At 66.9% G+C, this 26,993-nt stretch carries 23 protein-coding genes; 11 read left to right on the plus strand and 12 right to left on the minus strand.

Annotated elements, in window-relative coordinates; all coding sequences use genetic code 11:
• The 4 genes from IEW34_RS28685 to IEW34_RS28700 all read left to right on the plus strand — a co-directional run.
• On the plus strand, nucleotides 1–511 hold a 511-nt coding region (locus IEW34_RS28685; RefSeq protein ID WP_210324616.1), incomplete at its 5' end, for a DUF7919 family protein.
• Nucleotides 512–588: 77 nt separating this feature from the next.
• Nucleotides 589–1,281 (plus strand): HNH endonuclease signature motif containing protein, encoded by a 693-nt coding sequence (locus tag IEW34_RS28690; RefSeq protein ID WP_188612688.1) that lies wholly within the window; start codon nucleotides 589–591, stop codon nucleotides 1,279–1,281.
• The gene (locus IEW34_RS28695; protein ID WP_188612689.1) at nucleotides 1,278–1,916 is read left to right on the plus strand and encodes a hypothetical protein; all 639 of its coding nucleotides are present in this window, start codon (nucleotides 1,278–1,280) and stop codon (nucleotides 1,914–1,916) included. The genes IEW34_RS28690 and IEW34_RS28695 overlap by 4 nt, the downstream gene beginning before the upstream one ends.
• On the plus strand, nucleotides 1,916–2,206 hold the full coding sequence (locus tag IEW34_RS28700) for a nucleotidyltransferase domain-containing protein (RefSeq protein WP_188612690.1): 291 nt from the start codon (nucleotides 1,916–1,918) through the stop codon (nucleotides 2,204–2,206). Before IEW34_RS28695 ends, IEW34_RS28700 begins: the two co-directional genes overlap by 1 nt.
• Before the next feature lie 455 nt (nucleotides 2,207–2,661).
• Here IEW34_RS28700 and IEW34_RS28705 read toward each other — a convergent pair whose 3' ends face one another.
• From IEW34_RS28705 to IEW34_RS28730, 6 genes are all read right to left on the minus strand, one after another.
• A complete protein-coding gene (locus tag IEW34_RS28705; RefSeq protein WP_244642285.1) occupies nucleotides 2,662–3,348 on the minus strand; it encodes a DUF2848 domain-containing protein in 687 nt (228 codons plus the stop codon).
• 227 nt (nucleotides 3,349–3,575) lie between these two features.
• Nucleotides 3,576–5,705: a peptidase domain-containing ABC transporter gene (locus IEW34_RS28710; protein ID WP_188612692.1), complete on the minus strand. Its 2,130-nt coding sequence runs from the start codon at nucleotides 5,703–5,705 to the stop codon at nucleotides 3,576–3,578.
• Nucleotides 5,702–7,135 carry an HlyD family secretion protein gene (locus IEW34_RS28715; RefSeq protein ID WP_188612693.1) on the minus strand — a complete coding sequence of 478 codons (1,434 nt, stop codon included), beginning with the start codon at nucleotides 7,133–7,135 and terminating at the stop codon, nucleotides 5,702–5,704. Before IEW34_RS28715 ends, IEW34_RS28710 begins: the two co-directional genes overlap by 4 nt.
• 65 nt (nucleotides 7,136–7,200) lie before the next feature.
• Nucleotides 7,201–7,482, minus strand: a complete 282-nt coding sequence (locus tag IEW34_RS28720; protein ID WP_188612694.1) for a hypothetical protein — start codon at nucleotides 7,480–7,482, stop codon at nucleotides 7,201–7,203.
• 55 nt (nucleotides 7,483–7,537) lie between these two features.
• Complete coding sequence (locus IEW34_RS28725; RefSeq protein ID WP_210324617.1) at nucleotides 7,538–7,855, minus strand: hypothetical protein; 318 nt, start codon at nucleotides 7,853–7,855, stop codon at nucleotides 7,538–7,540.
• Nucleotides 7,856–8,353: 498 nt separating this feature from the next.
• Nucleotides 8,354–9,646, minus strand: a complete 1,293-nt coding sequence (locus tag IEW34_RS28730) for an MFS transporter (protein WP_188612696.1) — start codon at nucleotides 9,644–9,646, stop codon at nucleotides 8,354–8,356.
• Between the two features lie 496 nt (nucleotides 9,647–10,142).
• On the opposite strand from IEW34_RS28730, the gene IEW34_RS28735 reads away from it, so the two are divergent.
• The gene (locus IEW34_RS28735) at nucleotides 10,143–13,748 is read left to right on the plus strand and encodes an autotransporter outer membrane beta-barrel domain-containing protein (RefSeq protein ID WP_188612697.1); all 3,606 of its coding nucleotides are present in this window, start codon (nucleotides 10,143–10,145) and stop codon (nucleotides 13,746–13,748) included.
• 275 nt (nucleotides 13,749–14,023) lie between these two features.
• Here the strand turns inward: IEW34_RS28735 and IEW34_RS28740 are convergent, their stop codons facing one another.
• The 5 genes from IEW34_RS28740 to IEW34_RS28755 form a co-directional block, all read right to left on the minus strand.
• Entirely contained in the window at nucleotides 14,024–14,680 is a 657-nt protein-coding gene (locus tag IEW34_RS28740; RefSeq protein WP_308424407.1) for a zinc-dependent alcohol dehydrogenase family protein, read from the minus strand.
• 59 nt (nucleotides 14,681–14,739) lie between these two features.
• Nucleotides 14,740–15,030, minus strand: coding sequence for an alcohol dehydrogenase catalytic domain-containing protein (locus tag IEW34_RS31080; protein ID WP_308424408.1), 291 nt, complete (start codon nucleotides 15,028–15,030; stop codon nucleotides 14,740–14,742).
• 158 nt (nucleotides 15,031–15,188) lie between these two features.
• Nucleotides 15,189–15,848, minus strand: a complete 660-nt coding sequence (locus tag IEW34_RS28745) for a nitroreductase (protein WP_188612698.1) — start codon at nucleotides 15,846–15,848, stop codon at nucleotides 15,189–15,191.
• Nucleotides 15,849–15,852: 4 nt separating this feature from the next.
• Nucleotides 15,853–16,710 (minus strand): alpha/beta fold hydrolase, encoded by an 858-nt coding sequence (locus IEW34_RS28750; RefSeq protein WP_188612699.1) that lies wholly within the window; start codon nucleotides 16,708–16,710, stop codon nucleotides 15,853–15,855.
• Complete coding sequence (locus IEW34_RS28755; RefSeq protein WP_308424409.1) at nucleotides 16,707–17,768, minus strand: zinc-dependent alcohol dehydrogenase family protein; 1,062 nt, start codon at nucleotides 17,766–17,768, stop codon at nucleotides 16,707–16,709. Before IEW34_RS28755 ends, IEW34_RS28750 begins: the two co-directional genes overlap by 4 nt.
• Before the next feature lie 66 nt (nucleotides 17,769–17,834).
• Between IEW34_RS28755 and IEW34_RS28760 the strand changes: the two genes are divergently transcribed.
• Together IEW34_RS28760 and IEW34_RS28765 are read left to right on the plus strand one after the other, a co-directional pair.
• Complete coding sequence (locus IEW34_RS28760) at nucleotides 17,835–18,452, plus strand: TetR/AcrR family transcriptional regulator (protein ID WP_188612701.1); 618 nt, start codon at nucleotides 17,835–17,837, stop codon at nucleotides 18,450–18,452.
• 1,332 nt (nucleotides 18,453–19,784) lie between these two features.
• A complete protein-coding gene (locus tag IEW34_RS28765) occupies nucleotides 19,785–20,102 on the plus strand; it encodes a hypothetical protein (protein WP_188612702.1) in 318 nt (105 codons plus the stop codon).
• A gap of 499 nt (nucleotides 20,103–20,601) precedes the next feature.
• Here IEW34_RS28765 and IEW34_RS28770 read toward each other — a convergent pair whose 3' ends face one another.
• Nucleotides 20,602–22,392 (minus strand): sulfatase family protein, encoded by a 1,791-nt coding sequence (locus IEW34_RS28770; protein WP_188612703.1) that lies wholly within the window; start codon nucleotides 22,390–22,392, stop codon nucleotides 20,602–20,604.
• Between the two features lie 229 nt (nucleotides 22,393–22,621).
• Between IEW34_RS28770 and IEW34_RS28775 the strand changes: the two genes are divergently transcribed.
• The 4 genes from IEW34_RS28775 to IEW34_RS28790 all read left to right on the plus strand — a co-directional run bounded on the left by IEW34_RS28775 (nucleotide 22,622) and on the right by IEW34_RS28790 (nucleotide 26,948).
• Entirely contained in the window at nucleotides 22,622–23,581 is a 960-nt protein-coding gene (locus IEW34_RS28775) for an amidohydrolase family protein (RefSeq protein ID WP_188612704.1), read from the plus strand.
• A gap of 338 nt (nucleotides 23,582–23,919) precedes the next feature.
• Nucleotides 23,920–24,600 (plus strand): cysteine hydrolase family protein, encoded by a 681-nt coding sequence (locus IEW34_RS28780; protein ID WP_188612705.1) that lies wholly within the window; start codon nucleotides 23,920–23,922, stop codon nucleotides 24,598–24,600.
• 267 nt (nucleotides 24,601–24,867) lie between these two features.
• Nucleotides 24,868–25,293: an SRPBCC family protein gene (locus IEW34_RS28785; protein WP_188612706.1), complete on the plus strand. Its 426-nt coding sequence runs from the start codon at nucleotides 24,868–24,870 to the stop codon at nucleotides 25,291–25,293.
• Between the two features lie 26 nt (nucleotides 25,294–25,319).
• Nucleotides 25,320–26,948 (plus strand): UbiD family decarboxylase, encoded by a 1,629-nt coding sequence (locus IEW34_RS28790; protein WP_188612707.1) that lies wholly within the window; start codon nucleotides 25,320–25,322, stop codon nucleotides 26,946–26,948.
• The last annotated feature ends 45 nt before the right edge of the window (nucleotides 26,949–26,993 follow it).

Raw genomic sequence — 26,993 nt, forward strand, 5'->3', positions numbered from 1 at the left:
CGCAATGATCTGCTCTTCCGTGAACCGTGACTTCTTCATCCGTCCGTCCCTCGTGCTGGGGCGGACTCTAACTATCCGTGGAGGAGTTTCAGGGGCTCACGTCATCGCCGTTATGAGCTATTTCCCTGACCTAACGCCGTTCACCTACGGAGGCGCCGAACCAGACCCAGCTATCTTAAACGTTGGCTGGCTGAACTTCGACCACGAAATGCCGGTGGCAGAACCAAACGAGTTGTTTCTCAGCGCTCTGAGGAAAGCGGCTGCGGAGCCCGTGAATCTTTATCGGGGTTGCCACCTTTGCGACTTCTGCCCGCGACCACCAATGACCCTCTCATCAGGCGGCATGCCAATGCTGCAAGCTCGTCCCGAGACAATGGGTAACGGCGAGATTTGGGTCAAGGGAAGTGATGGTTTCACATACGTCGCGCCGGCGCTTATCCTTCACTACGTCAGTGAACATCACTACGCACCGCCGAAGGTTTTCGTAGATGCCATCATCGCCTGCCGCTGACGACGATGCGCCTTTCCTGCCTGCTTCCGTTTATGAGTTCACGACCTAGTCGCGGGTGACGAATTGGGGGCTTGTTGATGGCGGACCGCAAAACGATACCAGCAGCGACACGACTGCGACTGTTCTCTGAAGCAGCAGGGCATTGCCAAAGACCGGAATGCCTTGACGCTTTGTTCCCCGTTGAACTGGGCGGCAACAAGCACATCGCGGAAATGGCCCACGTCATTCCGCACGGTGAGGCCGGCCCGCGCCACGAAGATCGACCTGAAGGCGACTTCGATCCGGACTCCGTCGAAAATATCATCTTGCTCTGCCCGACGTGCCACACGATGATCGACAAGGACCCCGATGGCTTCCCCCGTAACATCCTCCTGGGGTGGAAGCAGAACCACGTATCCAACTTGGCGGCAAAGCAAGGGATCAGGGCTTATGACGATCGCGCTGAAGTGAGAGCAGCGATTTCCGGGGTCATGGCCGAAAACAAGGCGATCTGGGACAAGTTCGCCCCGGAGCAAGGTACCGATTTCGAGTATGATCCCGAGTCCGAGGCTGCGAAGACGTGGAGCCATCGGATGCGGAGCGTTATCCTCCCCAACCACTACCGCGTTCAGGCTATCATCCAAGCGAACCTGCAGCTCGCCACTGAGGACGAGCGCCGGACATTTGCCGAATATCAGGAGCATGTGCGCGGGCTGGCGGAGCGCCATGTTTGCGGCGTCGCCGGCCGCGCGATCCGGTTTCCCGAAGCGATGGAAGGCATGTTCTCGTGAACTGGCAGGTCAAATACGCGCTCGCCAACATCGCGGAGCAGGGCCAATTGACCGCGGAATATGTCCATGGCGAGCTGATCCGGATTGTAACGCCGGATCAGCCGGACGTGCTTGCCGCCATATCGGCCGCAAACGAGATCGATGCGGCGACTGCGGCGAATTACCAGCAGAAGTACCCCGACATGGACTTCCTGTGCGGCTATCGGTCGGCATGCATTTGGCGAGGCGACGCGATCAAGTATCTCGAAGACGCCCGTGTAGGCTGGGGAAGTTTCGGAACCTTGACCTCGGCCGCGCTCGACGGAGATGCGAACACGGCCTCGCATAAAGCGTACAGGTTTTCGGATCGGCTGCTTCGGCAATATGGTCCTGTGCGTGACGTGAGCCGGGAGTTTGACCGCATTCACCGGGTGGCACTTAGAAGTGGAACGAGCCTCAGAATTGGGATGCTGGCCGACTATGAGCCTACGGCAGACGCCGTTCGCAGCCTTTGGGCTGACTTCGGACCTCTAGATATTGTTTGGAACATCAACCCCAACGGGAATCCTTCGGCTGAGGCGATTGATGCTGGGCGTGAGCTTGGGTGTGAGGTGATGAAATGGGACCAGCTGAAGGAACATCTGAGAACGGCCTGATGACCGCCGGCGAGATAGCCGCCCATCTATTGGGCTGCTGTGGCTCGCTGGAGCAGTTCGACGCCTACATGTTCGGTTCGGCCTTGCGCGGCATCGGCGCGGATGTCGACATTCTGGTTGTGGGCCCCAGCGGTGACACGCTGTCCCAGCTGAAGCGGGAGCTCCGGGCGGCAGGCGAGTTTCTGCCGCTCCACATTCTTTACATGCAGCCATCTGAAGAGCGGCACACCGAATTTGTGACGCGACAAAAGTGCGTAGCGCTTACGACACTGTCGGCGTCCGCTACTTGACGAAGGGCGCACTCAGGCGTCTGCTTTACGCTACCAGATCGCTCCGATGCGGTCGTGCAGCTTCTCACCATCCTGTTGATCACCGCCACATGAACCAACGGCTGCTTTCAAGATCAGCTTCGGAGCAGCTGAACGGCCGATATGCGGCGCGAAGCGGCCGTTCGCACCGCCGTGCCGGGAGGGCCGCCTTGGGTCAAAGTCGGTCGTTCCTCACACCTGCTCTCCGACGCGTTGCGGCGGGGTGTGCGCAAGACCGTCGTTGAGCAGGCGCACGAGGTGCGGCCGAAGCCGGTGGCTACCGCCGCCTCGCTCGGCGCCTTGCCGGGCCGGACGGCGCACAGGATGATGCGCTGCTTAATCGTCTCATGGGGCCTCGTCGCGCAGCGAGCGCGGCGCCGCGGCGGCCTCGTCCGGCCCTGGGCCCTCCTCCGCCATCGCGGCGGCCGCCGCCGCGCCTACCCCGCCACCGGCAGCACCCGCACGTCGTAGGCGTGGCGGATGCGGCGGCCCAGCACCGGGTCGGTGATCTCGAACGCGAAGCGGTCGGCCGGGCGGATGCCGCCGTGCACCGCCAAGGTGCCGCCGAACATCGCCGTACCGTCGGCGAGACTCTCGCCGTAACCGGCGATGATGTCGAGCGGCGGCAGCATCGCCGCCACCGAGCCCTCCTGGTACAGGCTGCGCTGGCCGCCGATCTCCACATGCGAGCGCAGGATCAGCCGGTCCCAGTGCGGCAGCACCTCGTCCAGCGCCCACAGCTCGGGCGCGATCGGCTTGTCGCACATCTGCTTGGAGACGGTGACGTTGTAGATCTCCACCTTGCGGTCGGTGTGGTCGGAGCCGAGGCCGAGATAGCGACGGCCGTTGGCGGCCACGATCATGAACTCCACCTCGCCCGAGGAGTCGGGGCCGGAGCATTCGATGGCCGCCGCGGTGGTCAGGCGCGCCGCCGCCACCCGGTAGTAGACCGGCGTGGTGGCCGGCCGCGGCACGCCGAGCGCCTCCAATTCAGCGATGTGCGTCTCCAGCGCCGCCTTGTCGCGCCCGGTCCAGCCGGCGATGACGGCGGTGTGGATGGTGAGCCGCTCCTCGGTGCTGCGGCCGCCGGCATGGATCAGAAAACGAAGAGTTGGGCTACCCACGGCAATTCCCTCCGCCCACGGTTGCGATCCGTTGCGCTGCGCTCTCGGCATGCCGAATGCCGTGATCGGGCGGCATCCATTTGCCCTTCACCTTGCATACGTCAACCGCAGCCGCATCCCCGGCGACGAAAGATAGCGAGCCGTTGCGCGCGCGGAAACGCCCATGGGTCTGGCGAGGCGCGATCGCCGTGCGCCCGCGGCGCCGTGATGCTCCCTCGGCGCCGGCTCTATTGGGCGGGGGTGAGGACCGGCGTCGGCGGCCGCACGACACCGGTGTGGCCCAGATCGATCACGCGATCGGCGCTGCGGATGGTGGAGGGGCGGTGGGCCACGATGATACGGGTGATGCGCAGGCGCCGGATGGCGTTGTTCACCACCGCTTCATTGGCCTCGTCGAGGTGGCTGGTGGCCTCGTCGAGGAACAGGATCGCGGGCTCCTTGTAGAGTGCACGCGCCAGGAACAGCCGCTGCTTCTGGCCGCCGGAGAGCGTCGATCCCATGTCGCCGACCAGCGTCTCGTAGCCCATGGGCATGCGCAGGATATCCTCGTGCAGCGCCGCCGCCTGCGCGCAGGCGAGGATGCGATCGCCGTCCGGGCTGAGGTCGAAGGCGCAGATGTTGTCGGCGATGGATCCGGCGAAGAGCCGGTCCTCCTGCAGCACGCAGCCGACCAGCCGCCGGTAGTTGGTGAGGCCGAGGGCGCGCAGCGGCACGCCGTCGATGGCGATATCGCCCGAGCTCGGCGCCATCAGCCCGGCGAGCACCTTCACGAGGGTGGTCTTGCCGCAGCCGGAGGGGCCGACGATCGCCACGGATTCGCCCGGCTCCACGGCGAGATCGAGGCGCTTGAAGATCTCGGGTTCGCTCGCGCCGTAGCGAAAGCTCAACTGCTTCGCCTCGAGGCGCCCCTCGGGGCGGCGCAGCGGCGGACTGCGATCGTCGCCCTCGTCCTCCACCTCGGACAGCACGATGTCCGACACCCGCTCGGCGTGCAGCGACAGCATGCGGAACTGAACGAGGCTGTTGATCAGGTTCTCGATGCGGCGTGCGAAGTCGTCCTTGTAGGCGAGGAACGCCAGCAGCATGCCGACCGAGGAGCTGCCGGCGATGATGGCGGCAGCCCCCAGATAGAGCATCAGGATGCGGTCGGCCCCGAACAGGATGCTGGTGGCCGTCTGGAAGATGACGTCGAGCTTCTCGGTCTTGAGGCTGGCGTTGGTGGCGTCGACGAGATGGTTCAGCCATCCGGCCCGGCGCCGCTCCTTGAGGTCGAACAGCTTCAGGCTCGAAATGCCGCGCACGGTCTCCATGAGATGCGTGTCGCGCTTGGCATTGAACACGATCTCCTCTTCCGAGGCCTGCAGGTAGGCGGCGTAGGTGATCGCCCGCGCCGCGACATAGAGCGCCGTCGTGACGAGCCCGATCGCCGCCAGCCAGCCGCCGTAGACGAGCATCATGGCGAACAGGCCGATGGCCATGATGCCGTCGACGACGCTCGTCACCAGTTGCGTCGACACCGTGCGCTGGATCTCGCCCAGCGACGAAAAGCGCGAGATGACGTCGCCGATGTGGCGCTTCTCGAAATAGTCGACCGGCAGGCGGATCAGCCGGTCGAACAGGCTGGAGGTCAGCTGCACACCCAGGTTGGTGGACATGACCATGATCGCCCACGAGCGCACGAAGCGGGTGGCGGCCTGCAGCGCGACGAGCAGGCCGAGCGCCAGCGCGATCACGGTCAGCAGCGACATGTCGCCGGCGACGATGACCTGGTCGACGACGAGCTGCGTCCCGATGGGGATCAGGAGGGCGAACGCCTCGATGGCGATCGAGATCAGCAGCACGTGGGACATCGCCCGGCCGAGGCCGCTGATGCTGCGCAGCAGCTCGGTGAGCTTGAGCTGGCGCCGCTCGATGACCGGCTTGAAGCTGGCGTTCGGCCACAGCTCCAGCGCAACGCCGGTGAACTGCTTGGCGAGCTCCGCCAACGCGAGCTTGCGCCGCCCGGCGGCCGGATCGTGGATCACGACGAAGGTCTCGTTCACCTCGACCAGCACCACGAAGTGGTTGAGGTTCCAATGCAGGATACACGGCAGCCGCAGGCGGCCGAGGCTGGCCGGTTCCAGCCGGAGCGCCCGGGCCGTCAGGTCGAGGGTGCCGGCCAGCCCCATCAGGGCGCGCAGCGTCAGCCCCTTCAGGGTGGTCGCGTAGGCGCGGCGCATGGCGGCGAGGTCGAGCGAATGGCCGTGGAAGTTGGCCACCATCGCCAGGCACGCGAGGGCGCATTCCGCCGCCTCGGTCTGCAAGATGACGGGCGTGCGGCGGCCGAAGCCAAAGCGGAGGCGTTCGAGAACCGTCACGGGCTTCCCGCTCCCGCGGTGCCGGCGCTCAGGCTGTAGAGCGGATCGAGGATCCACTGATAGAGCGGCCGCTTGTCGAGAAAGACGGTGGCCTGCACCCGCATGCCGGCCGTCACCTTCTGCGCGGCGCCGTAGGCGTTCACCTCCGCACGCTCGGGCTCGACGGTGATGCGGTAGAGGTTCTGATTGCCCGGGGCCGGTCCCGGCGCGGCGCTCGGACCGGGTTGGCGAAGATCCGCCAGCTCCTCCGGCCGCAGCGCGATGCGTGAGATCGCTTTCACCCGCCCGCCGTACTGGCCGAACTTCTGGTAGGGAAACGCCTCGTAGCGGAGCAGCACCTTCTGGCCGGGCTCGATGAAGCCGATGGCGCTGCTCGGCGCGCCGAGCTCGGCCAGAAGGCGCGAGGTGCCGGGCAGGATCGTGGCCATCGGCGCGCCGGCTGCCACCGTCTCGCCGGCGCGCGCCACGATGCCGGTGACGATGCCGTCCCGCGGCGCCGTGATCCAGAGGGCACGCTTGGATTCGCCTTCGGCAATCGCCTGGTCCGTCTGCGCGATCTGACGTGTGAGCTCGCTCTGCGCCGAGGCGCTGCGCGTGTCGGAGGTGGCGATCTGCGATCTCAGCTCGCTCAGCTTGGTCGCCAGTTGCAGGCGCTCGCGGCGCAGCCGTTCGAGCTGCTGGCGCTCGGCCATGTAGGCCTGCTCCTTGATGTCGACCTGCATCTGCACGACGATCTGCCGCCGGGCATACTCCTGGTAGCGCGCAAAGCCCTCCTTGAGTGCCTTGACGTACTCCCCCGAGACCGCGATCTGCTGATCGATCTGGCCGATCTCGCGCGCCGTGTCGTGCTCGCGCTGGACGAGCTCCTGCTTCTGCGCGCGGTCGAGCGCGGCTTTGCGCAGGCGCTCGGCCTCGTGCTCCTGGCGCTGGCGCCGCAGCTCCTCCACGACAGCGACCTGGGTCCCGCCGAGATTGGACAGCGCGTCGATATCGAGCGTGTAGAGTAGCTGTCCCCGGGTCACGACCTGGCCCTCGCTCGCGGCGAGCTGGACGATCCGGCCGGCCGCGGGAGCGTTGATCTTGGCGATGCCGTCCACGGGCGTCATGACCCCGTTGACGGTCGTCCGACGGCTGTAGCTGCCGAGCACCAGCAGGCCGGCGATGGCGGCGACGGCCGCCGCGGCAAACGGCGCCGCCGCCCGGAGCGCCAGGGGAGCGACGATCCGGGGCGCACCGAGCAGCCGCTCGCGCCGGGTATCGATGACCTCGGCGCGGAAGAGAGGCGTGGGCGCGGGGTCGGCGGCAGGCGCTGGCGCAGGCTCGGCGATCGCGGCCGCCGGCTGCGGGACCGCCTGTGGCGCCCAGGCCGGCGCGGCTGCGTTCGCAGGGGCGGCCGACAGCCGGACCTCATATCGGAAGGGCTGGTTCATTCAGGGCGCGAGCCGTCGTGCAGCAGCGCCCAAACCTGGGGGGCGGAGATCATCTTGCGGCGCGATCAGCCGGCGGCCCGTGCCAGCCGCCAGATCGCGTAGCCGTTGTTGGCGACGATGAGCGCGAGGACCGCCGCGAGCCCTTCGAGCGCGCCTTCGAAGCGGGAGGCAAGGCCGATCGCCGCGCCCGCAACGATAGCATAGCCGGCAACGAAGACCTCCAGGCCGTGACGCGCGATCAGCCGCTGAAACAGCAAGTTGCTCTCGGCACCGGGACCGGCGATCCGCACGCCGGCGACCGTCGTGACGAGATCGGCCAGGGCCAGGGATGCAGTCAGCCAGATCATTGCGATCTCCTCCGATGGGGCGGCGGGCGTCATCGACGCCCGCCGCGTTGACGACTCAGAAGCCGCTGACCTTCAGCCAACCGCCGAATGCGCCGCCGAGGGCGCCTGCGGCCGCACCGGCGCCCACCGCGCGCCAGCTGAAATCGCCGTTGATGCTGGAGGTCACGCCGCCGGCCACGGCGCCGACCACGGCGCCCCCGCCGATACGAACCGCATAGATCGCGAGCGGCGCGATGGCGCCGTTGACGGCGTCGAGCTCGTCATCGGACAGCTCGCGGATGTCATCGGGCATCACCGGCAGCGTCGCGTCGCGAAGCGCGATTGAGGCATGGAGGCCGGGAACGGCGGGGGCATAGGGAAGCTGATAGGTCATGGAATAGCTCATCGCGATCCTCGTCGTCTGAGTTTGTGATGGGACCGCCCGGCTTCGGGCGCATCGCGAGGGTCTGGGACCTCGTGACGCGCAATGGTGCCCCATGCCGCGTGGCGACAATCTGAATATCCTTTGTCGTATGCTTGGGTATTCTGTGTCAAAAATCTGTCGAATCGAGATTAAATTCCAATCTATAAATATCTTGCCAGCTTATTAGAGATATAATTCACACTTTTTTAGATCACATGGCAATTCGAAACAGATGTAAACGCATGATATCTGCTTGTGTTCCGACCCAATGAGCCAATAGTCGCTCTCAATTCGCCGGTCTCCCGGGCTACGGCAATGCTATAGCTTGTTCAGCGCCGTCCTGCGACCGTGTCGGCAGCCAACGGATCCGCCAAGCGTGCGCCCGTCGCCCGCGCGACGATGCCTCTTAAGGAAACTCAGATTCCGGTCGCGCGGAGCAGCGGCTAATCCGGCCGCCGCCGCGGTCGCTCAGGCGCCGGCGACGTCCGCCACCGGCTTGCCGTCGATGCCCCCGACCGACGGGGCGCTCGCCTCGCGATAGCGCCCGAGCGACAGGAACAGCAGGGCCGGCACGATCTGGAGAGCGGCGAGCGCATACAGCGGCGCGCCGGAGCCGGGGTAGGCGGCGAGCGCCCAGGCGAAGACGACCGGTGCGACGGCGCCGCCGAGAAAGAAGGCGAACAGGAACCAGCCGAAGACCTTCGACACCGCTTCCGTGCCGAAATAGCGCCCGGCGAGATAAGGGAGCAGGTCGCTCTCGCCGCCGATGGCCAGGCCGCCGATGATGCCCCCCACCAGTAGCACGGCGAAGCTGGCGGACGTGCCGTAGACGAGGAAGCACACGGCCGAGAAGGCAAGCGCGATGATCGCCACCACGGGCGCGTGCAGGCGGTCGAGCATCAAGCCGAAACCGATCCTGCCGACCAGGACGGCCACGCCCGCGAACGCCTGGATCAGCGCGACCTCGGCCAGGCTGCGGCCGCCCAGCTGGGTGAGGACGTAGGCGACGTTGGTGATGATGGCATAAAGCGACGCGCCCATGAGCGCGAAGCCGATCGCCAGCTTCCAGAAGGTCGCCGTCCTCACCACGGCCGCCATGCGGAGCTGCACGGCGGGCGCCTGCGGCGCAGGGCGCTCGGGGAGCGCCTCGCCACCATCCGGCAGGAGGCCATAGGGGGCTGGGCTGTCGAGCACCAGCAGCGCCACCAGCGGCAGGCAGATCAGGAGCTCGAAAGCGGCGAGCACAAGCACCGCGGTCGGCCAGCCGGACTGGGCGATCAGCGCCTGCATGACGATCGGAATCGAGAACGCGCCGAGCGCTTGCGCCGAGGCGGCGATGCCCAGCGCCAGCCCGCGCTTGCGGTCGAACCACAGCGAGATCGCCCGCGCATAGGAGATCACATTCGTCCCGGCGCTGACGAGGCCGATGAGGACGAAGGCAAGGTAGAACTGGGTCAGCGAGTTGCCGATCTGGCTGAGGATCAGCAGCGAGGCACCGAACAAGGCGATGCTCGCCGTCGCGATCCTGCGCGAGCCCCAGCGGTCGAGCAGCCAGCCGCACACCGGAAACATCACGGTCTGGGCGAGCAGGTATAGCGTCGCCGCGCCGGCAAGTTGCGGCTGGGTCCAGCCGAACTGCCGGCCGATGGCGCCGGACAGCAGCGCGAAACCTGCCGCGAAGAAGACGGCGGATCCAAAACCGATGCCGATGCCGGATCCGGCGACGACCTTCCAGCCCGGGAAGAACAGGGGCGTTCCCATGGCGAGCTCCTTGCCATTCGAGGCGGTGCGGACGACAGCCCGGCTCGCCCACCGCCGATGCAAGGAGGACGGGCACCGCGACTCGCCGGTGGCCGACTATTGCAGCGCCTTCGGCCGCCGTCACCGATAGCGACGGCACACGACCAACGCGGAGAAGTGTATCGCCCGGTTCCTGCACGGGGCGCCGGGCCTCGGCAAGCCAGGCACTGTCAACGGAATGAGCGGGTAGACGGTCCCGTCGGCATCCGCGGCCCGAGGCACTTTGGACGCTCTGGACGGCGCCGCCCCTAGGGCGCGGACGGCCCTGCGCCGAGCGAGCGGTCCGCATGGACGCAAGTCGAAATTCTCTGTTACTTTGCCGTCGACTCGCCGATGTGTGCGCGATCACCGCAACCACGTCATCGAGTCCAAGGCGCGCCATTGGCAGAGCTGTATCGCAGGGCTGAGCGGGCAGCTCGATCGGCTCCGGGCGCGTAGAGGGCAGAGGGGCGTTCAAATGTGGTTCGCGGCTCGCGGCGCCTGGCGGCGCTCGCTTCTGTTCGTCTCGGCGGCGGCTATGCTCGCCGCGACCCCGGCGCTGGCGGATCCCGTCGCGCTCCCCTGGGGCGATCCGGCGAGCGTGAGCGTGCTCCAGCGGGCGATCGACCAGTTCCGGGTCGACAAACGCATCCCCGGCGCGGTCGTGCTGCTGCGCCAGGGCGACAGCAGCTTCGCCATCAACTCCGGCGTGGCCGACATCGCAACGAACGCCGCGCCAACGCCGGACACATATTTCGGCTACCGCAGCGTCACCAAGTCGTTCGTGACGACAGTTGTCATGCAGCTCGCCCAGGAAGGGCGCCTGAAGCTCGACGACCCGGTCGGCAAATACGTGGCCGGTGTGCCCAGTGGCGACGTCATCACCGTGCGCCAGCTCGCCGAGATGCGTTCGGGCCTGTTCAGCTACACGGCCTCTCCGGCATTCGGCGAGGCAGCCGGAGCGGACCCCGGCAAGGTCTGGACGCCTGACGAACTGCTGGCCTACGGCTTCGCCCAGCCGCTGCAGTTCACGCCGGGCACGTCCTTCCAATACTCCAACACCAACACGGTTCTGCTGGGCCAGGTCATCGCCGCCGTCACGGGCAGCGCCTGGTCCGTGGAGGTGCAACGGCGCCTGAGCGGGCCGCTGGGCCTCGCCTCGGTGATCGACCAGGGTGGCGGCGCCCTGCCTCAACCCAACGCGGTCGGCTATTTCGACGCCGGGGAGGGGCCCGTCGCCCTCGACGAGTTCAACGCCTCGGGCGCTGGCGCGTCCGGAGCGCTGACCGGCGTCGCCCGCGATCTGGAGCGCTGGGGCAAGGCCGTCGGCACCGGCGCCACCTTGAGCGAGGCCGAATTCGTCGCCCGCATGAAGTCGTTCGGATCGACGAAAAGCGATCCAAACAGCCCGGAATACGACAGTTACGGCTTCGGCATGGGCGAGATCCAGGGATGGATCGGGCACACCGGCAACGGCCTCGGCTTCGAGGTGCTGGTCATGTACGACCGCGCCACCGACCGCACCATCACCGTCCTGTTCAACGCGGCCAACGCCGACGATCACGACGCGCCGGCCCATCTCTTCCAGGAGTTGCTGGGCCTGCTCGGCTGGACGCCGCCGGCGAACCAACGGCAGGTGGTGGCCGACGGAGGGCCGGCGGTGGTGAGCGCCGGCACGGTCTGGACCGGCCTCGTCAGCGGCCCGTTCGGCGCGCGCGCCGCGGTCTATGCCGCCAACGGCGGCGTCGTCACCGCCGACGGGCCGGTGACGCTCGCCCCCATGCAGGACTACGTGCCCGCGATCTTTGTCGGCGGCAATGGCCGGGTGGCGCTCGACCAAGGCGGCACGATCTCGGCGTCGGTGGGCGGCGACGGCGCCTTCGTGCAGGGCGGCAGCGGCACCGCAGAACTGTCGCTCACCGGCGTCGCGGTCGCGCTGCGGGGCGATGCCGTCACCGGCACGGGCGTCGACGTGCGCGGGGGCGGCAGCGCCGTGCTGAACGGCGTGCGCATCAGCGGGGCGGCGCAAGCGGCGCTACACGCCGGAGGCACGGCGCCGGCGTCGATCAGCGCGACCGGGCTATCCGTCGATCTCGTCGGCGGACATGGGGCGTGGGCGACCGGCAACGGCACCATCGCGCTCTCGGGCAGCACGATCGTGCTGCGCGGCGCGGGTCACGGCCTGCTCGCCACCAGCCTCGACGCGCCGGCCCGCATCTCGGCCCTGGGATCGACGGTGGAGACCTTCGGCGCCTTCAGTTTCGGTGCCGTGGCCCAAGGAGCCGGCGCCTCCGTGGCGCTCGCCGGCTCCCGCATCACCACCTTCGGCGCTTTCTCGCATGGCGCCGTATTGGGGCAGGGCGCGGCGATGGCCCTCGCCGGCAGCAGCATACGCGCGGAGGGCCTGGCTGCCGCGGCGGTGGCCGCCGTTCCGGTCGTCACGACGGCGGGCCCGAGCAGCGCGGCGCTGTCGCTCGACGCCAGCTCGCTGTCGGCCGCGAGCGGCATCGCCGTGATGGCGGCCGGCACCGATCTCGTCCTCAACGCGTCGCGCTCGGTGATCGCAGGCGCGATCACCGCCGCCGACACGGCGACGATCGCGCTGACGCTCGACAACGGCAGCGCCTGGACGCTCGCACCGGCGGACATCGCGCCGCCGTCGCGCCTGAGCCGCATCGCCGTCCGCGACAGCAGCATCGCCTTTGCGCCGCCCGCATCCGCAGGGGCCTACCAGGCCCTGGCCGTCGGCAGCTACACGGGCGCCGGCGCCACGCTGAGCATGAACGCCTTCCTCGCCGGCACGGGCGGCGCCGACCGGCTGATCATCGACGGGGGCACGGCGAGCGGCCAGACGCAGCTCGTCATCCAACCCACCGGCGGTGGCGCGCCCACCACCGGCGACGGCATCCTGTTGGTCGAGACGGTGAACGGGGCTCAAACGTCGCCGACGGCGTTCTCGCTCAACGGGGCGCGCGTCGCCGCCGGCGCCTTCGACTACAATCTCTACCGCGGCGGCCTCGCGGGCGGAGACGACTGGTTCCTGCGCTCGACACGCCCGGCCCCGGGCGGGTCGGGCCTGCCGGACATCCGCCCCGAGGTCGCGGTCGACCTGGCGCTGCCGGCCATGGCCGCCCGCTTCGGCCTGGCCATGGTCGGCACCTACGACGACCGCGCCGATGCGCGGGCGGCCGCGGCGGGGAGCCCCCTGGGATCGAGCGGCGCGGCGTGGGCCCGCGCCTTCGGCGAGACCGGCCGCAACGGCTCGTCCGGCGGCAGCGGATTTGCGCAGCTCGATCGCTTCCTCGGGCAGGGGCCGAGCTACGATATCCGGTTTGCCGGCTTCCAGGCGGGCCTCGACCTCTATCGCACCGATGGCACCACCGGGTCGCGCGACCTCGCCGGCTTGTTCGTCGGGGCCGGTCACATCGAGGGCGACGTCAACGCCGTCTACGGCGGGCGCGCCGGACAAGCCTCCATGGACGCCTATGCGATGGGGGCCTATTGGACCCATCGCGGTGCCGGCGGCTGGTACGTGGACGCGGCGATCCAGGGCACCTTCTACGATCAGGCGCACGCCACCTCGCTCCTGGGCGAATTCCTGAAGACCCAGGGCTGGGGCCTGCTCGCCTCCTTGGAAGGCGGCTACCCCATCGCCCTCGGCACCGCCTGGACCATCGAACCGCAAGCCCAGGTCATCTATCAGCGCCTGTCGTTCGCCGACGGCGCCGACCGCTACGGCGCCGTGGGCTACGACACGGCCGGAACGGCCTACGGCCGCATTGGCGCCCGCCTGACACGCGCCTGGATGCTGGACAACGGCCGCGCCATCTCGACCTGGGGGCGCGTCAATCTCTGGCACGCCTTCGGCGATGGCCCGACGGCGACCTTCGCCAGCCTGAGCGGCGCCTACCCGATGGCCTTCGATGCGGGCACCGGCGGCACCTGGGCGCAACTGGGCGCGGGCGTGTCCGCCGCTGTGGCCGACAACGTCAGCCTGTTCGCCGCCGCCGACTGCAATGTCCGCCTGGGCAGCGAGACGGGGCGGTCCGTGGGCGGGCGCCTGGGCTTCCGCGTCACCTGGTAGCGACCCGTGGCCCGCGGCCTGGTCCGCGATTGCATAGCGGCGATGGCCGGCGGCGGGCCACAGCCGGCAATTCGTCGCCGCCCCGGGCTCTGCTTGGCCTGCGCGCGGCGCTGGCGCGCATCTCCGTGGCCGGGCTCGACCCCGGCCATCCATCCCCAGGCGTGCGGGATCCTAGAGAGCATTTCCGCGTTTCTTCGAATCGCCGAAATGCTCTATCTGTTTGATTTGTCGCGTTTTCTTAACGCGAACCGGCGTCCACTTCGCTCGAAAACGCTCTAGACGCGCACGACGACCTTGCCGAAATGCCCCCCGGCCTCCATCAGCCGCAGCGCCGCCGGCACCTCACCGAAGCCGAAGGCCCTGTCGACGACCGGCTCCAGCTTCCAGCGGTCGATGTGGGTGCACATGTCGTCGAAATGCGCGCGGCTGCCCACCGAGATGCCGAGGATGCGCAGATTCTTGCTGAACACCGAGGGCACCAGGATGGGCGTCGAGATGCCGCCGAGGACACCGATGACGACGATGGCCCCACCGACCCGCACCGCATCCAGCGACTGCTTCAGGGTGCTCTCGCCGCCCACCTCGACGATGACGTCGACGCCCTTGCCGCCGGTCAGCTCCAGGGCCCGGGCACCCCACTGCGGGGTGCTGCGGTAGTTGATCGTCTCGTCGGCTCCCAGCGCCCTGGCGCGCTCCAGCTTCTCCTCGCTCGACGAGGTCGCGATGACCCGCGCGCCGCGCGCCTTGGCGAACTGGAGGGCGAAGATCGAAACCCCGCCCGTCCCCTGCACCAGCACCGTATCGCCCGGCCCCACCGGGGCCTCGACGGCGATGGCGCGCCAGGCGGTGAGCGCCGCGCAGGGCAAGGTCGCCGCCGCCTCGAAGGACAGGTGGGCCGGAACCTTGGAGACCCCGTCCGCATCGAGGAGCATCTGCTCCTGCAACACACCCGGAAGGGGGCCGCCCAGAGGCCGCGAGCGCTTCTGGGCGGTCACCGGCCCGTCGAGCCAGGATTGGAAGAACAGCGGACACACCCGGTCCCCGGTTTGACGCGCGACACCCCCTCGCCGACCGCCACGACCTCGCCGACGCCGTCGGAGAAGGGGATGAGCGGCAACGGATGGCGGCCGCCCTGCCCCTTCACGGTGATCAGGTCACGGTAGTTGAGCGACGTGGCCTTGATCGCCACCACGACCTGTCCCGGCCCGGCCTGCGGCGCCGGCGTCTCGCCCGCCCGCAGATTGTCGATGCCGTAGGCACCCTCGATCTGCCAGATCCTCATCATTCCCTCCCCGCGGCGCCGATGCGCCTCTCCTGGCCAGCGTCCTTTTGGGCGCGGCCCTTGGCGCTTGCGGGGGTAGTCTCACCGGCCACGGTCTGACAAGTCGGTTGGCTGCAATGCTCCGCTGCGGCAGGACGCCGTCCGACGGCCGCTCCCGCTCAGTCGAACCCGTGCAGCGCTGCCCAGGCGGCGAGCGGCTCGCGTCTGGTTCGCAACCCATTGATGGGATGCTCCGCCGCATATCCCAGCGCAATGCCGCAAAACACCATCTCCTCGGCGGGCAGATCGAGGAGCTCCGCCAGCGTCTGCGGATATTGCGACCAATACTCCTGGGCGCAGGTCGAGAGCCCATCGGCGACGGCGAGCAGCATCAGCGTCTGCAGGAAGATGCCGAGATCGGCCCATTGCGGCGGACCCAGCCGCCGGTCGAGAGAGACGAAGAGGCCGACCGGCGCGCCGAACAGCCGCCCGTTCTCGGCGAGCTGCCGCAAGCGGCCGGCCCGATCCTGCCGCGCGATCGCGATTGTCGCGTAGAGGTCCTCGCCGCATTCGGAGCGCCGGCGCCGATAGGGATCCCACAGGCCCGGCGGATAGACCTGATACGCGGGGGCCTCGCCGGCCGGGTTGGCTGTTGCCCTGGCCTTGAGTTCCTCGAGCGGGGGGCCGGTCAGCGCGTGGACCCGCCAGGGCTGCAGGTTGCCGCCCGACGGCGCCTGCCCGGCCTTCGCCAACAAGGACAGCACCCGGTGCTTGGGAACCGGCTCGGGCGTGAAGGCTCGCACGGATATGCGCCGTGCCACGGCCTCGGAGACATCCATGGCGTCACCCCAGCAGCTTGGCGAGGCCGTCGGCCACATCGTCCGGCCGCTCCACCTGGGGGAAATGGCCGAGGCCGGGAAGCCCGGCCGTCGTGGCATGCGGCAGCACGGCTGCGGCGCGCTCGACGATGGCCCCGCCCGAAATCGGATCGGCGAGGCCGTAGAGGAAGCCGAGCGGCACGCGTGTCTGGGCCAGCGCCGCTTCCCATGGCGCGGCGAGCCGCGCGCGCTCGGCCATGTAGACGAGGTGCTTGGGCCATAGCAGCTGGCCCCCCTCGTGCTGGACGGACGTCCACAGGTCGTCGACCTCCGCGTCCGAGAGCCGCCGGGACGGAAACAGCGGCGCCAGGCTCGCTGCGAGCGACTCCCGCGTCAGCGCCCGGGCCAGGGGCGGGCCCTGGACCGGATCGACCAGCGCCTGCTGTGCCGGCGTCGGTCGATAGAGCGCCGGAAAGACGGACGAGTTCATGAAGATGGCCTGCTGCAATGTGAAGGCGAGCCGGCCCTCCTCATGCCGGTGCAGGAGCTCCTGGAGCAGGATGCCGCCGAGATCGTGGGCGACAACCTGCGCCTGCGCGACGCCGAGCGCGCTGAGAATGGCGAGGGCGCGGTCCGTCTGAATGAGCGCGGAATAATCGGCGTCGGGCGGCTTCGCCGAGGCGCCGTAGCCCAGGTAGTCGAAGCTCACGCAGCGATAGCGGCCGCGCAGCTGCTCGACCACCGCCGACCAGTCGTGCGACGAGGTCGGGAACCCGTGGAGAAAGACGACCGTCCGCTCGCCGGCGCCGTCGATCCGGGTGAAGATGCGTGCCCCGTCGACCTCGACGAAGTCACCGCCGTCCCACCATTCGGCCAATCTCATGGCTGCGTTTCCCTTGGCTGCGTTTCTCTTGGCTGCGTTTCTCTGAGGTTGATGCACACCTTGCCGTGCTGGTCAGCGCTGGCGAGACGCTGATAGGCCTGCGGGACCGCGTCGAAGGGGAAGACGCTGTCGATGACCGGCCTGAAGCTGGCACGCTCGATGAAGGCGAGCATCGCCTCGAAGCTCGCCCGCGAGCCCACCGTCACGCCGCGAATGGTGAGGTTCTTGGTGATGATCGGGCCGAGCTCGATCGTGGCGCTGAGGCCGCCGAGGAAGCCTGTCGCCACGATCCGCCCGTTCTGAGCGCTGGCGGCGATCGACTGGGGCAGGCTTGTCTCGCCGCCGACGTCGACGACCGCGTCCACGCCGCGCCCGGCGGTCGCGGCGAGCACCGCTTTGCCCCAGTCGGGCGTCTGCGATGAGATCACCGTCTCGACCCCGAGTGCGCGGATGGCAGCGGCCTTCTCCGCGGAGCGTGACACCGCGACGACTTTCAGTCCGGCGGCCAGCCCGAGCTGGACGACGAAGGTCGATACGCCGCCGGACCCTTGCACCAGCACCGTTTCACCGGGCCTGGCTACCGCCAGCTCGAAGAGCGCGCACCAGGCGGTGAGCGCGGCGATGGGAAGGGTCGCGCATTCCACGTCGGTCAGCCGCTCGGGCGCGCGAACGATGAAGCCGGCCGGGAAGACGCGGCGTTCGCAGAGCACCCCGTCGAGGGGCGAGCCGAGCGTGTGGGCGCGATCGGCTCGCTCGCTCGGCCCCCGATCCCAACTCTGCATGTAGCAGCCGATCACCCGATCGCCGATTCGCCAGCGGTCGACCTCGGCACCCACGGCGACGACGCGGCCCACGGCGTCGGACGCCGGGACCATCGGCAGCGGTTGGGCGGGCGCGTAGACACCACGCGCGATGGCCAGATCGCGATAATTCAGTGCCACGGCGTCAATTTCGACGAGCACCTCGCATGAGCCCGGCACCGGCTCCGGCCGTTCACCGGGGGCCAGACCGTCAGGACCGAATGAGCATAGCTCCCAGCACCGCATACATATCACCATTCAAATACGATAATGTATCTGAATTCATCCGTGCTATGGTGTCAAGCCGTTTCGACTGGAGGAGCCGTGCGCAACGCGAAACGACTGAGCCGCGAGGAAAGCCAGGCGCGAACCCGCGAGCTGCTCATGCGCTCAGCCGCGCGATGCTTCGCCGAGCTCGGCTTCGACAGAGCCTCGGTGGACCAGATCGCGGAGAATGCCGGCTTTTCGCGCGGCGCGTTCTACTCCAACTTCGCGGACAAGGACGCGATCTTCTTCGCCCTGTACCAGCGGCATCTCGACAGGGATCTACGGGACTTCGAAGTGCTGCTGGCGCAGAGCGCTACCTTCGAAAACTTCGTCGCCGGGGCCGCAGCCCGCTACCGGGAGCTCGGCGACAACCCCGATTGGTGCCTGCTGATCGCCGAATTCCAGCTGCGGGCATCGCGTGCCGCGACGGCCGACGACGCCTTCGCCCGCACCTATGCGGACTACCGCTCGGAACTCAGCCGCCTGATCGACGCCACGCTGGAGCGCTTTGGACGGAAGGGCAGCCTCACGCCCGCCGAACTGGCGATGTCACTGCTCGCCCTGTCGCATGGGCTTGCACTCGAGCGCGCCGCGTCGCGAGACACGGTGCCGATGGCCCTGACCGGCAAAGCTATGGGCGCGCTGCTCACCGGCGCCACGGCCGCGACGGAGTAGGCCGGCCGGGCGCCGGCGAGCAACCGCGCACGCGAACGCCACGAATAAGTGCAAAATTCTCTTCGATCATCCCGGGCGTGGCCGGCCGCACCAACGCGCTGGAGACCGGCGTGTTCGCTATGGCAGGCGCCATCCGTTGACCTTCGCCGACGCTGGGGCTGGATGTGGGCGGCTGCGACCTGCGGAAAGAACACACGCGCAAACCGGTCTACAAGCCGGTCGGCCCCGATCGGCGACAGCAGCACCCAGCCCAGAAGGCGGCGGGCGCGCCCGGTCGACGAGCCTGAGGAGGGGCGCCGCGACGAGCGACAGGGCCGGCAGGTTGCGGATCGCAAATGCAATCGAAAGGTCTTGAGAACGAAAGGTCTTGGCGACGAAGCGTTGCCCGCGGGATGCCGCCGCGACGGCGGCGCCGACTAGCCTCGAAGGCTCTCGAGCGCTTGCCGGGCACGCACCGACCCGGGCGGAGCCGGCTCCCAGCCTGCGCGCCGATCCGGCCGGCCCGCGAATGCGCGAAGCGCGGCCCGCGCCTCCAGGCAGCCCAGCGCTTCCTCACGCGTCGTGTGCTGATGGCTGCAACCGACGCCGACGCCGTCCGGGATGCTTACGCACAAGCGCCACGTGGTAACGACGAGACCGTCATCTCCACGAGCGACACCTGGCATCAATTTGAGAGTCATTGCGTCCCCCAACTTGGACCTTCGCGAGGCTGGCCCCCCACCATGGGCATTGGAGGGTGGAGAACGGCGGACCTCAACGGGGGGAAATTCCCCCTGCAATACCGCTTGCCACAGCTCCTGAAGAACCCATTGCCGTGGTCAGGCCCGGTCGCTCGCCCTCAAGCATTTTGCCGTCGGGTGAGGCCATCCAACGGCAGAGAAATGCTCATAGTCCTTTGAATCTGGAGCGCTTCTCAGCGATCGGGTGATTCCACCCAATCGCGAGGGCTCTAGCGTCTGGTCGGCGGCGGCACCGCCGGCTGAGCGGAGACGCCCCCGAGGTGAACGCCCGGAGCGCCTAGGAGCCTGTTTGGGAATTGGGCGGCGGAGGGCCGTCGAGGGATTTTCGCGCCTTGGCAGGAGGCGATCACAGCCGATATCGGTCGATATCGGCAAGTTCGCCGACGCACCAGAGCGTGAAAAGACCCGTCGGCCGACCCGCCCGCCATTTCCAAGCAGGCTCTAAAGCCGCAGGGCCTTCATTTTCGTGATCACAATCGGCATTCGGGGGCTTGCAGTTTTCATAAAGCTCGCGTTCTAACAGGATTGGTCCTTACGATCGCAAACGGCGTCCGCGCGACCGCCAACTCATATCGAACTGGGAGGTCATCTAATGAAAACGGCTCAAGCTATGATCGTCGCCGCCGCTGCCCTGCTCGCCTCCGGGCCGGCGCTCGCCGATGCTGCCTCGTCCTATGCAGGCGCGTTCGTGGTCGCCCAGAGCACCGGCGGCAACCAGGGCACCGATCGCCCGGGCCCGGGAGGCGGCCCGATCGCGACGGGCCGCGACGCGCAGGGCAATTACGGCTCGCAGAGCACCGGCGGCAACCAGGCTACGGACAAGCCCGGCCCCGGCGGCGGCCCCATCGACAACAGCGCCAATCGGCAAGGCAATAAGGGCTGCCAAAGCACGGGCGGCAACCCCTGCTGATCGGCTGCACGGCCACCGACTAGGCCGATGATCCGGCTGAACAGCCGGCGGCGCTACCGTGCCGCCGGCCTTTCGCGTATCTTACCGGGCGCTCGTGGATTTCGTGGTGTGGCGACGGAGGCGACGCCGTCGGAAGACCCTCATGCATCCGCCGCGTTGCGGAGGGCTTAAAGCGGCTGTCTCAGCTCGCTTTGCGCGTCCTGACCGTCCGCACTTCGGCGCGAACTCTGCCACAGCGGTTCGACCGGCCATGACATCTGTCGGGCGGGACGCTCACTCGCGCTTCGATTAGAGCATTTCAGCGTTTCTTCGAATCGCCGAAATGCTCTATCTGTTTGTTTTGTCGCGTTTTCTTCACGCGAACCGGCGTCCACTTCGCTCGAAAACGCTCTAGGCCGGATGCCGCCGCGACGCGTAGAGCCGACCTCTTCGCGATAAGGTCTGATCCGCCTGATCAGCTCAGCCCGAAGCCCCTCGCAGCCTACCTCGAAGAGTTGCCCTATCTCTCGCTTGCCGGCGGAAAAACCCACTGTCCGTTTTTGATGGGCAGGAAGCTGCCGTCGTCCTCGCCGACCTCCGTTGCGATCAGGCCATTCAGCTTCCCGTTCATGGCCATGACCAGGTCGCCCGCTGCCTTGCCCTTCAGGGCCAGGTTGTCGACCTCATCCGGATCATTCTGAAGGTCGTAGATTTCGATGTCGTTCTTTCCGACGAGGTCTTCCCACGTGGACGGCGTGTTGAAGCCCACGGGGGAGAAGTAGCGGGAGAAACGGTAGCGGCCGTCGAACACGCTGCGGATGGAGCAACGCAGTTTGAAGTCGGGCGGCTGTTTCTTGAGAGCGGCGATCCGCTGCGCGAGCGGGACCGAGTTGTTCGATCTCACGTCGAAATGGGCCGCCCACCCGGCGTCCTGGTAGCTCAGCATGTTGTAGCAGAACAGCGATCCCGGCCGTAGCGTCTCCGCCTTCGCCGCACCCGGCGTGGTGAGCAACCGTGAGAAATCACGCCCCGGCAAGCCCTCGGCCGCCTGCTTCAGCTTGTCCGGCGCGGCGCCGGTGAGCGCGAGGATGGTGGGAGCAATGTCTACCTGCGACGTCACCGCATCGCAGGTGAGGCCGCCGGGATAGGCGGGGTGGACGATCATCAGCGGCAGATGGTTCTGCTGGCGATAGGTGGAATTGCCCTTGCCGCGCATCTGATGGTGGCCGCCGAGCTCGCCATGATCGGCCGTGAAGACGATGATGGTGTCGTCCGACATGCCGTTGGCCTTGATGGCCTCCAGCACCCGGGACACTTGGAGGTCGCAGTCACGGATGCAGTTGAAATAGTAGTTCTGAAGCACCCGCCAACGGCGATCCTCGTCGGGCCATTGGCCGACCAGAAAATCCATGACTTCCTGATAGGTCTGCTGCGCCTTGGGGCGGCCGGGCGCGTCGAAGGCCTGCGTCCGCGTGGATGGCAGCGGCACGTCCCAGGTCGCCGCGTAGAGCTCGTTCCCCGGAGGGCGGGCAATCGGCATCGACGATCGCTCGCCCTGCACCGTCTGCCCCGGAAGGTCGGAATTGACGAACATCACGTCGTGGGGATTGACGAAGTTCACCGCCAGATACCACGGCTTTCCAGCCGCCTTCAGGCCCTGCCCCTTGGTGCGCAGCCAGCGTGTGACGAAAGCCGTGGTGGTGTCGTCGTAATTATAGCCGCCCAGGGTCCGGTCGTTGATGTCGCCGACCCCAAAGAAGTCGTCGAAACCGTAGCTCTTGATGATTTCCCGATACTTGGGAAATGGCGCGTCGATGGCCTCGTTCACCTCATCGAGATTGATGGACAGGTGCCATTTGCCCTGATACGCGGCGTGATAGCCGAGCTGGGCGAGGCGGTGGCCCACCGTCTTCACATCCGTCGACATGTCCGGCTGCCATAGGGCGTTGGCGTTGTCGAAGACGCCGGTGTGGGGAATGTGGAGGCCGGTATAGAGCGTCGATCGGGCGGGCGAGCAGACACAGGACGCGGCCTGATGGTTGGTGAACGTGATGCCGTTGGCCTTGATCCATTCGCGACCCGGCACTGGAAACTGCCACTTATTGAAGAAGTGCTCCTGGTCCACCAGGATGAACAGAATGTTGTAGCCGCCGGGCGGCGCGTCGGGCGCCTTGGTGGGGGTAGGCGCACGGGACGGCATGTCCCCGGCCTGCGCCGTATTGGGCAAAAGGGTCGCTCCCAGCAGCGCCGCCCCGGACGTGAAAAGCCCTCTGCGGGACGGGTCGACCGACGTGTCCGCCTTCTTCGTCACCAGGCACCCCCCCTAAGCCAAGCTCGTGGAGATATCTCAGGTGAAGAGTGCTGAAGCAACTGATTTCTCGGCCCCTATGAACAAGCAAGAGAAAGACGGGGACGCACGCGCGATGAAGCGGCGTTCACAAACCGGCTAGATTGCACTTCCCCCAGCGCATGGCAGCTCACATTCAGCTAAGGTCCCGCCCGCCCGGCGCCTCGGCGCCTCGTCATAAAGATGTTACATTATGAAGAAGATCGCCCTCGAGGAACACTTCATTCTGCCGAGCCTGCTGCCGCATATGCTGGCGGCAATGCCACTGGTGACCCCCGAAGCTTCGCGTGCGCTGGTGGACGCCATGTCGGATTTCGGCGAGCGCCGTCTGGCGGCCATGGATGCGGCAGGTATCGAGATCGCCGTCCTGTCGATCTCCGGGCCGGGCGTGCAGGCGGAAGCGGACGCGGCGCGCGCCGTCGATTTGGCGCGGGACGCCAACGATTTTCTCGCCGAGGCCATCGCGGGCCGGAGCGACCGCTATCGCGGATTTGCGCATCTCGCCATGCAGGATGTGCCCGCCGCCACGGCCGAGCTGCGGCGGTGTGTGCGAGATCTGGGCTTCGTTGGGTCCCTGGTGAACGGCCACACGCAAGGCGTCTATCTGGACGATGCGCGCTACGACCCGTTCTGGGAGGTGATGCAGGAGCTGGATGTGCCGCTCTACCTGCATCCGGGTGATTCGTACGTGCTCCCCCACGTGCTTCAAGGTGCGCCGGAGTTGCGCAAGCCCACTTGGGAATGGACGATCGAGATGTCGTCCCACTTCCTGCGCCTGGTGTTCGCGGGCGTGTTCGACCGCTTTCCGCGGCTCAAGATCGTGCTCGGCCACATGGGCGAAACGCTGCCCTATACGCTGTGGCGCCTCGACAGCCGTGCGGCGCTCATCACCGGCAAGCGACCGTTGAAGCTGAAGCCGTCCGACTACCTCAGGCGCAACCTCTTCGTGACGACGTCAGGCCAGTGTGACGACGTCCCTCTCATTGCCGCCATCTCGGCGCTCGGCGCCGACAACGTGCTGTTCTCGGCGGACTACCCTTACGAGGATAGCGCCGTGGCGGGCCAATTCGTCGACAACGCCGCAATCGACGAGGCAACGCGGGAGAAGGTGGCGCGGCTCAATGCGGTGCGCCTGATGAACCTGACGGTCTAGAGCGTTTTCGAGCAAAGTGGACGCCGGTTCGCGTAAAGAAAACGCGACAAATCAAACAGATAGAGCATTTCGGCGATTCGAAGAAACGCGGAAATGCTCTAGGCGGGCCGCCCTTGAGCACGATCCTCTAGAGTGAACGGCAAGCTCTGAAAGAGATCATGTTCAAGGTCATGATCTGGGGCGGGACCATTCAACAGAGAATCATCCCGCCCTCTGGCTCTCTCGGCCACCGCCACGCGCCGCTAGCCAACCATTGAAACGCGCACGGCTCGTCGCGGCTTGAGCATCGCGGGGCCGATGGGCTAAAGCCATCGGCAGCCACTGCGAAGGGGGTTCGCGTGCACAAGATCGAGCTCAACGACGACATCGTTCAGATCGCCTTGCAACGGCGCGGCCGCCTTCGCCTGTTCGAACGCATCGATCCCAAGCGGACAGCGCATTTGGTGATCGACATGCAAGTCGGCTTCATGACACCCGGGGCGCCTGCTGAAATTGCGCCGGCGGTCGACATCATCCCCAACGTTAACCGGATCAGCGCCGCATGTCGTGCAGCGGGCGCCCTCAACGTGTTCGTTCAGAACTCCATCAGCGACGAGAGCAAGACGAGCTGGTCCAATTGGTTCGATGCGTTCTGGACACCCGCCAAGCGCGAGGGGATGTACGCGACATTCATGGTCGGCCAGCCCGGACACGCGCTTCATCCTGACCTCGACATCGAGCCTGCCGACATGCGCATCAACAAGTTCAGGTTCGGGACGTTTGTCGACGGCTCGTCGCAGCTTCATCAGCGCTTGTCCGGCCTCGGGATCGATACCGTGATCGTCAGCGGCTGCGCCACCAACATTTGTTGCGAGTCAACCGCTCGCGACGCCATGATGATGAACTACAAAATCTTGTTTGTATCGGACGCGACTGCAACTCACACCGATTTTGAGCACAACAATACGCTCAACAACATGATGCTCACCTTTGCCGACGTAGTTACAACGGACGAGGTGTCATCTCTCTTGGCGTCATAGCGGGCGAAGACGGGGAACCGTGTTCCGGCGGCCGGAGCACCGGCCACGCGCGCCGATACGGTCTTCGCCTTCATCTGCGCCTGCGATGCCGTCCCGCATGCGGGAGACGCGGCGCCCCGCCCCTCCGGGGCCAGCAGACCGGGGATCGGACGTGCGTCCTAGGGTCGCTCGGCCGAGCGCCGCCGACACCCGTTTGTCACTAGCCTTTAGTTAGGTCGCGGCTATAGTGCGGCGGCCGGCCCGCACGGCGTGTGGAAGGGGGATCGCATGTCAAGTCATTCGTTGCGCCACGTCGTCAACATCGATGCAGACCACGCCAAAGTCCATCGTGCGCTGACCACACCCGAGGGACTGGCGGGCTGGACGATGGCCGAAGTCTCCGGCGACGGAGATGTCGGCTCCAAATGGGTCCTTAAATACGGTCGCGGTCCGACCTTTCATTGGGAAATCGTCGCGCACGACGCCGATAAAGTGTCCTGGAAATGCACCGAGGGGCCGGGTGACTCCGTCGGCACGACGGCGACCTTCCACCTGGGAACGGAACCGCGCGGTCGCGTGCAGGTCACGTTCGACCATGCCGGCTGGCCTCATGACGGCGGCAACTTCGCCAAATGCAACAGCCTGTGGGGCGCCATGCTCCACCACCTCCGCGCCTACACGGAAAAAGGCACTGTCGCCCCCGCCCATTCCTGAGGCATGCCCGTCGTAAGGCTCGCATCATGCAGCAATCGCTCGCCGATTTCGTGGCCTCGATGGATGAGGCCGGTTTCCTCGTGCGGATTCCCGACGAGGTTCGCGTCGACCAGATCCCACAACTCCTCGAGGCGCATCCGACCAAGGCGGTCCTTATCGAAAAGGTGAAGGACAGCGAGTTCTCCGTGCTCGCCAACGCCTATTCGAATCAGGACATGTTCGCCTGGGCGATGGGGTGCGACAAAACCAAGACGGGCCTGAAGATGGTCGAGCGATCCAAGGGCCGGATCGCCTGGGAGCAGGTCACGACCGCCCCGTGTAAGGAGGTGATCCTGAGGGGCGACGATGTCGACCTCACGCGGTTGCCGCTATTCCTCCACCACGACCGGGACGGCCACGCCTATACCAACGACAATCTGTTCATCAGCAAGCACCCGGATACCGGCGTCTACGACTGGGGCATCTATCGCTCGATGTTCCGATCGAAGGACGAAAAGTCCGTCGACATGACCTGCACCTCCCACAGGCAGCGCATCCACGCGATGGTGGCGGCGGCCAAGGGGCAGAACCTCGAGGTCGCCATCGTGCTCGGCGGCCCGACGCTCGATAAGATCTCCGCCCTGGTCGGCGTCACGACCGACACGGACGACTTCGAGGTGCTGGGATCGTTCTACGGCGCCGCCGCGAAGATGATCCGCTGCGAGACGATCGACGTCGTCGTGCCCGCGAATGCCGAGATCGTTCTCGAATGCGAGTTGCTGGCGCTGGAAGGGCTCGTCTACGACGAGGGTCCGTACGGCGAGTTCACCGGCATGTACGGCGGGGGCATCAAGCATAACTATCGCCTCAAGGTAAAGGCGATGACGTATCGCAAGGGCGGCATCTACCAGCATTGCACGATCGGTGGTCTGCACCCCTGGTATACGGACAACATGCTGCAGCTGCCGGCGATCGAGGCCGATCTATTCAACGGCCTGAAGAACGCGGGCATCGATGTCCACGAGGTGCGCTGCCCCGCCGGCGGCCTGTCGAACATCGCCTATGCCAAGATCCATCCGCTCGGCGCCGGCGACGCCAAGCAGGCGCTGGGGGTGATGCTCACCTGCTCCAAGCAGGGTCTTCCCAAGGTCGCGATGGTCTTCGACACGGATGTCGACATCTGGGATGACCAGGCGGTGCTGGCGGCCATGGCCTATCGGTATATGCCCGATCGGGACACGGTGCGGCTCGACGGGCTGAACACGATGACGGTGGACCCCAAGAGTACGGAACCGGGCATCGCCTCCAAGATCGGAATGGACTGCACGGTTCCGCTGGGGAGCAACTGGAATCCGAACGAGTTCGTCCGCAGCACGCTGACCGATCTGGGCGACCCGCCGCCGGATGTGAGGATCATGAGCGAGGAGGAACTGACGGGCGACATGCGGGCGTTCATCGCCGCGGAGCCGCGTGCCTGGTACGAGATCCTCAAGCACTATCACGGGCAGCCCTATCCGATCCTCTATCGCTCGTTCGGCAATCTCCGGCACGAGCTCGGCCGCAGCAACGATCCGCCCTGGTACCGCTACACGCTGTCGAGCCAGCCTTTCGCATGGGAAGCGACACCACAGCCCGATCACCACTCCGACCCGCGGCACCTCAAGACCGCCGGCTAGACATGAGACGGAGCCGGCGGGAGCCGCCGGCTCCGGCGTCCAGAC

The organism is Chelatococcus reniformis, assembly GCF_014640075.1.
Classification (GTDB): Bacteria; Pseudomonadota; Alphaproteobacteria; order Rhizobiales; family Beijerinckiaceae; genus Camelimonas; species Camelimonas reniformis.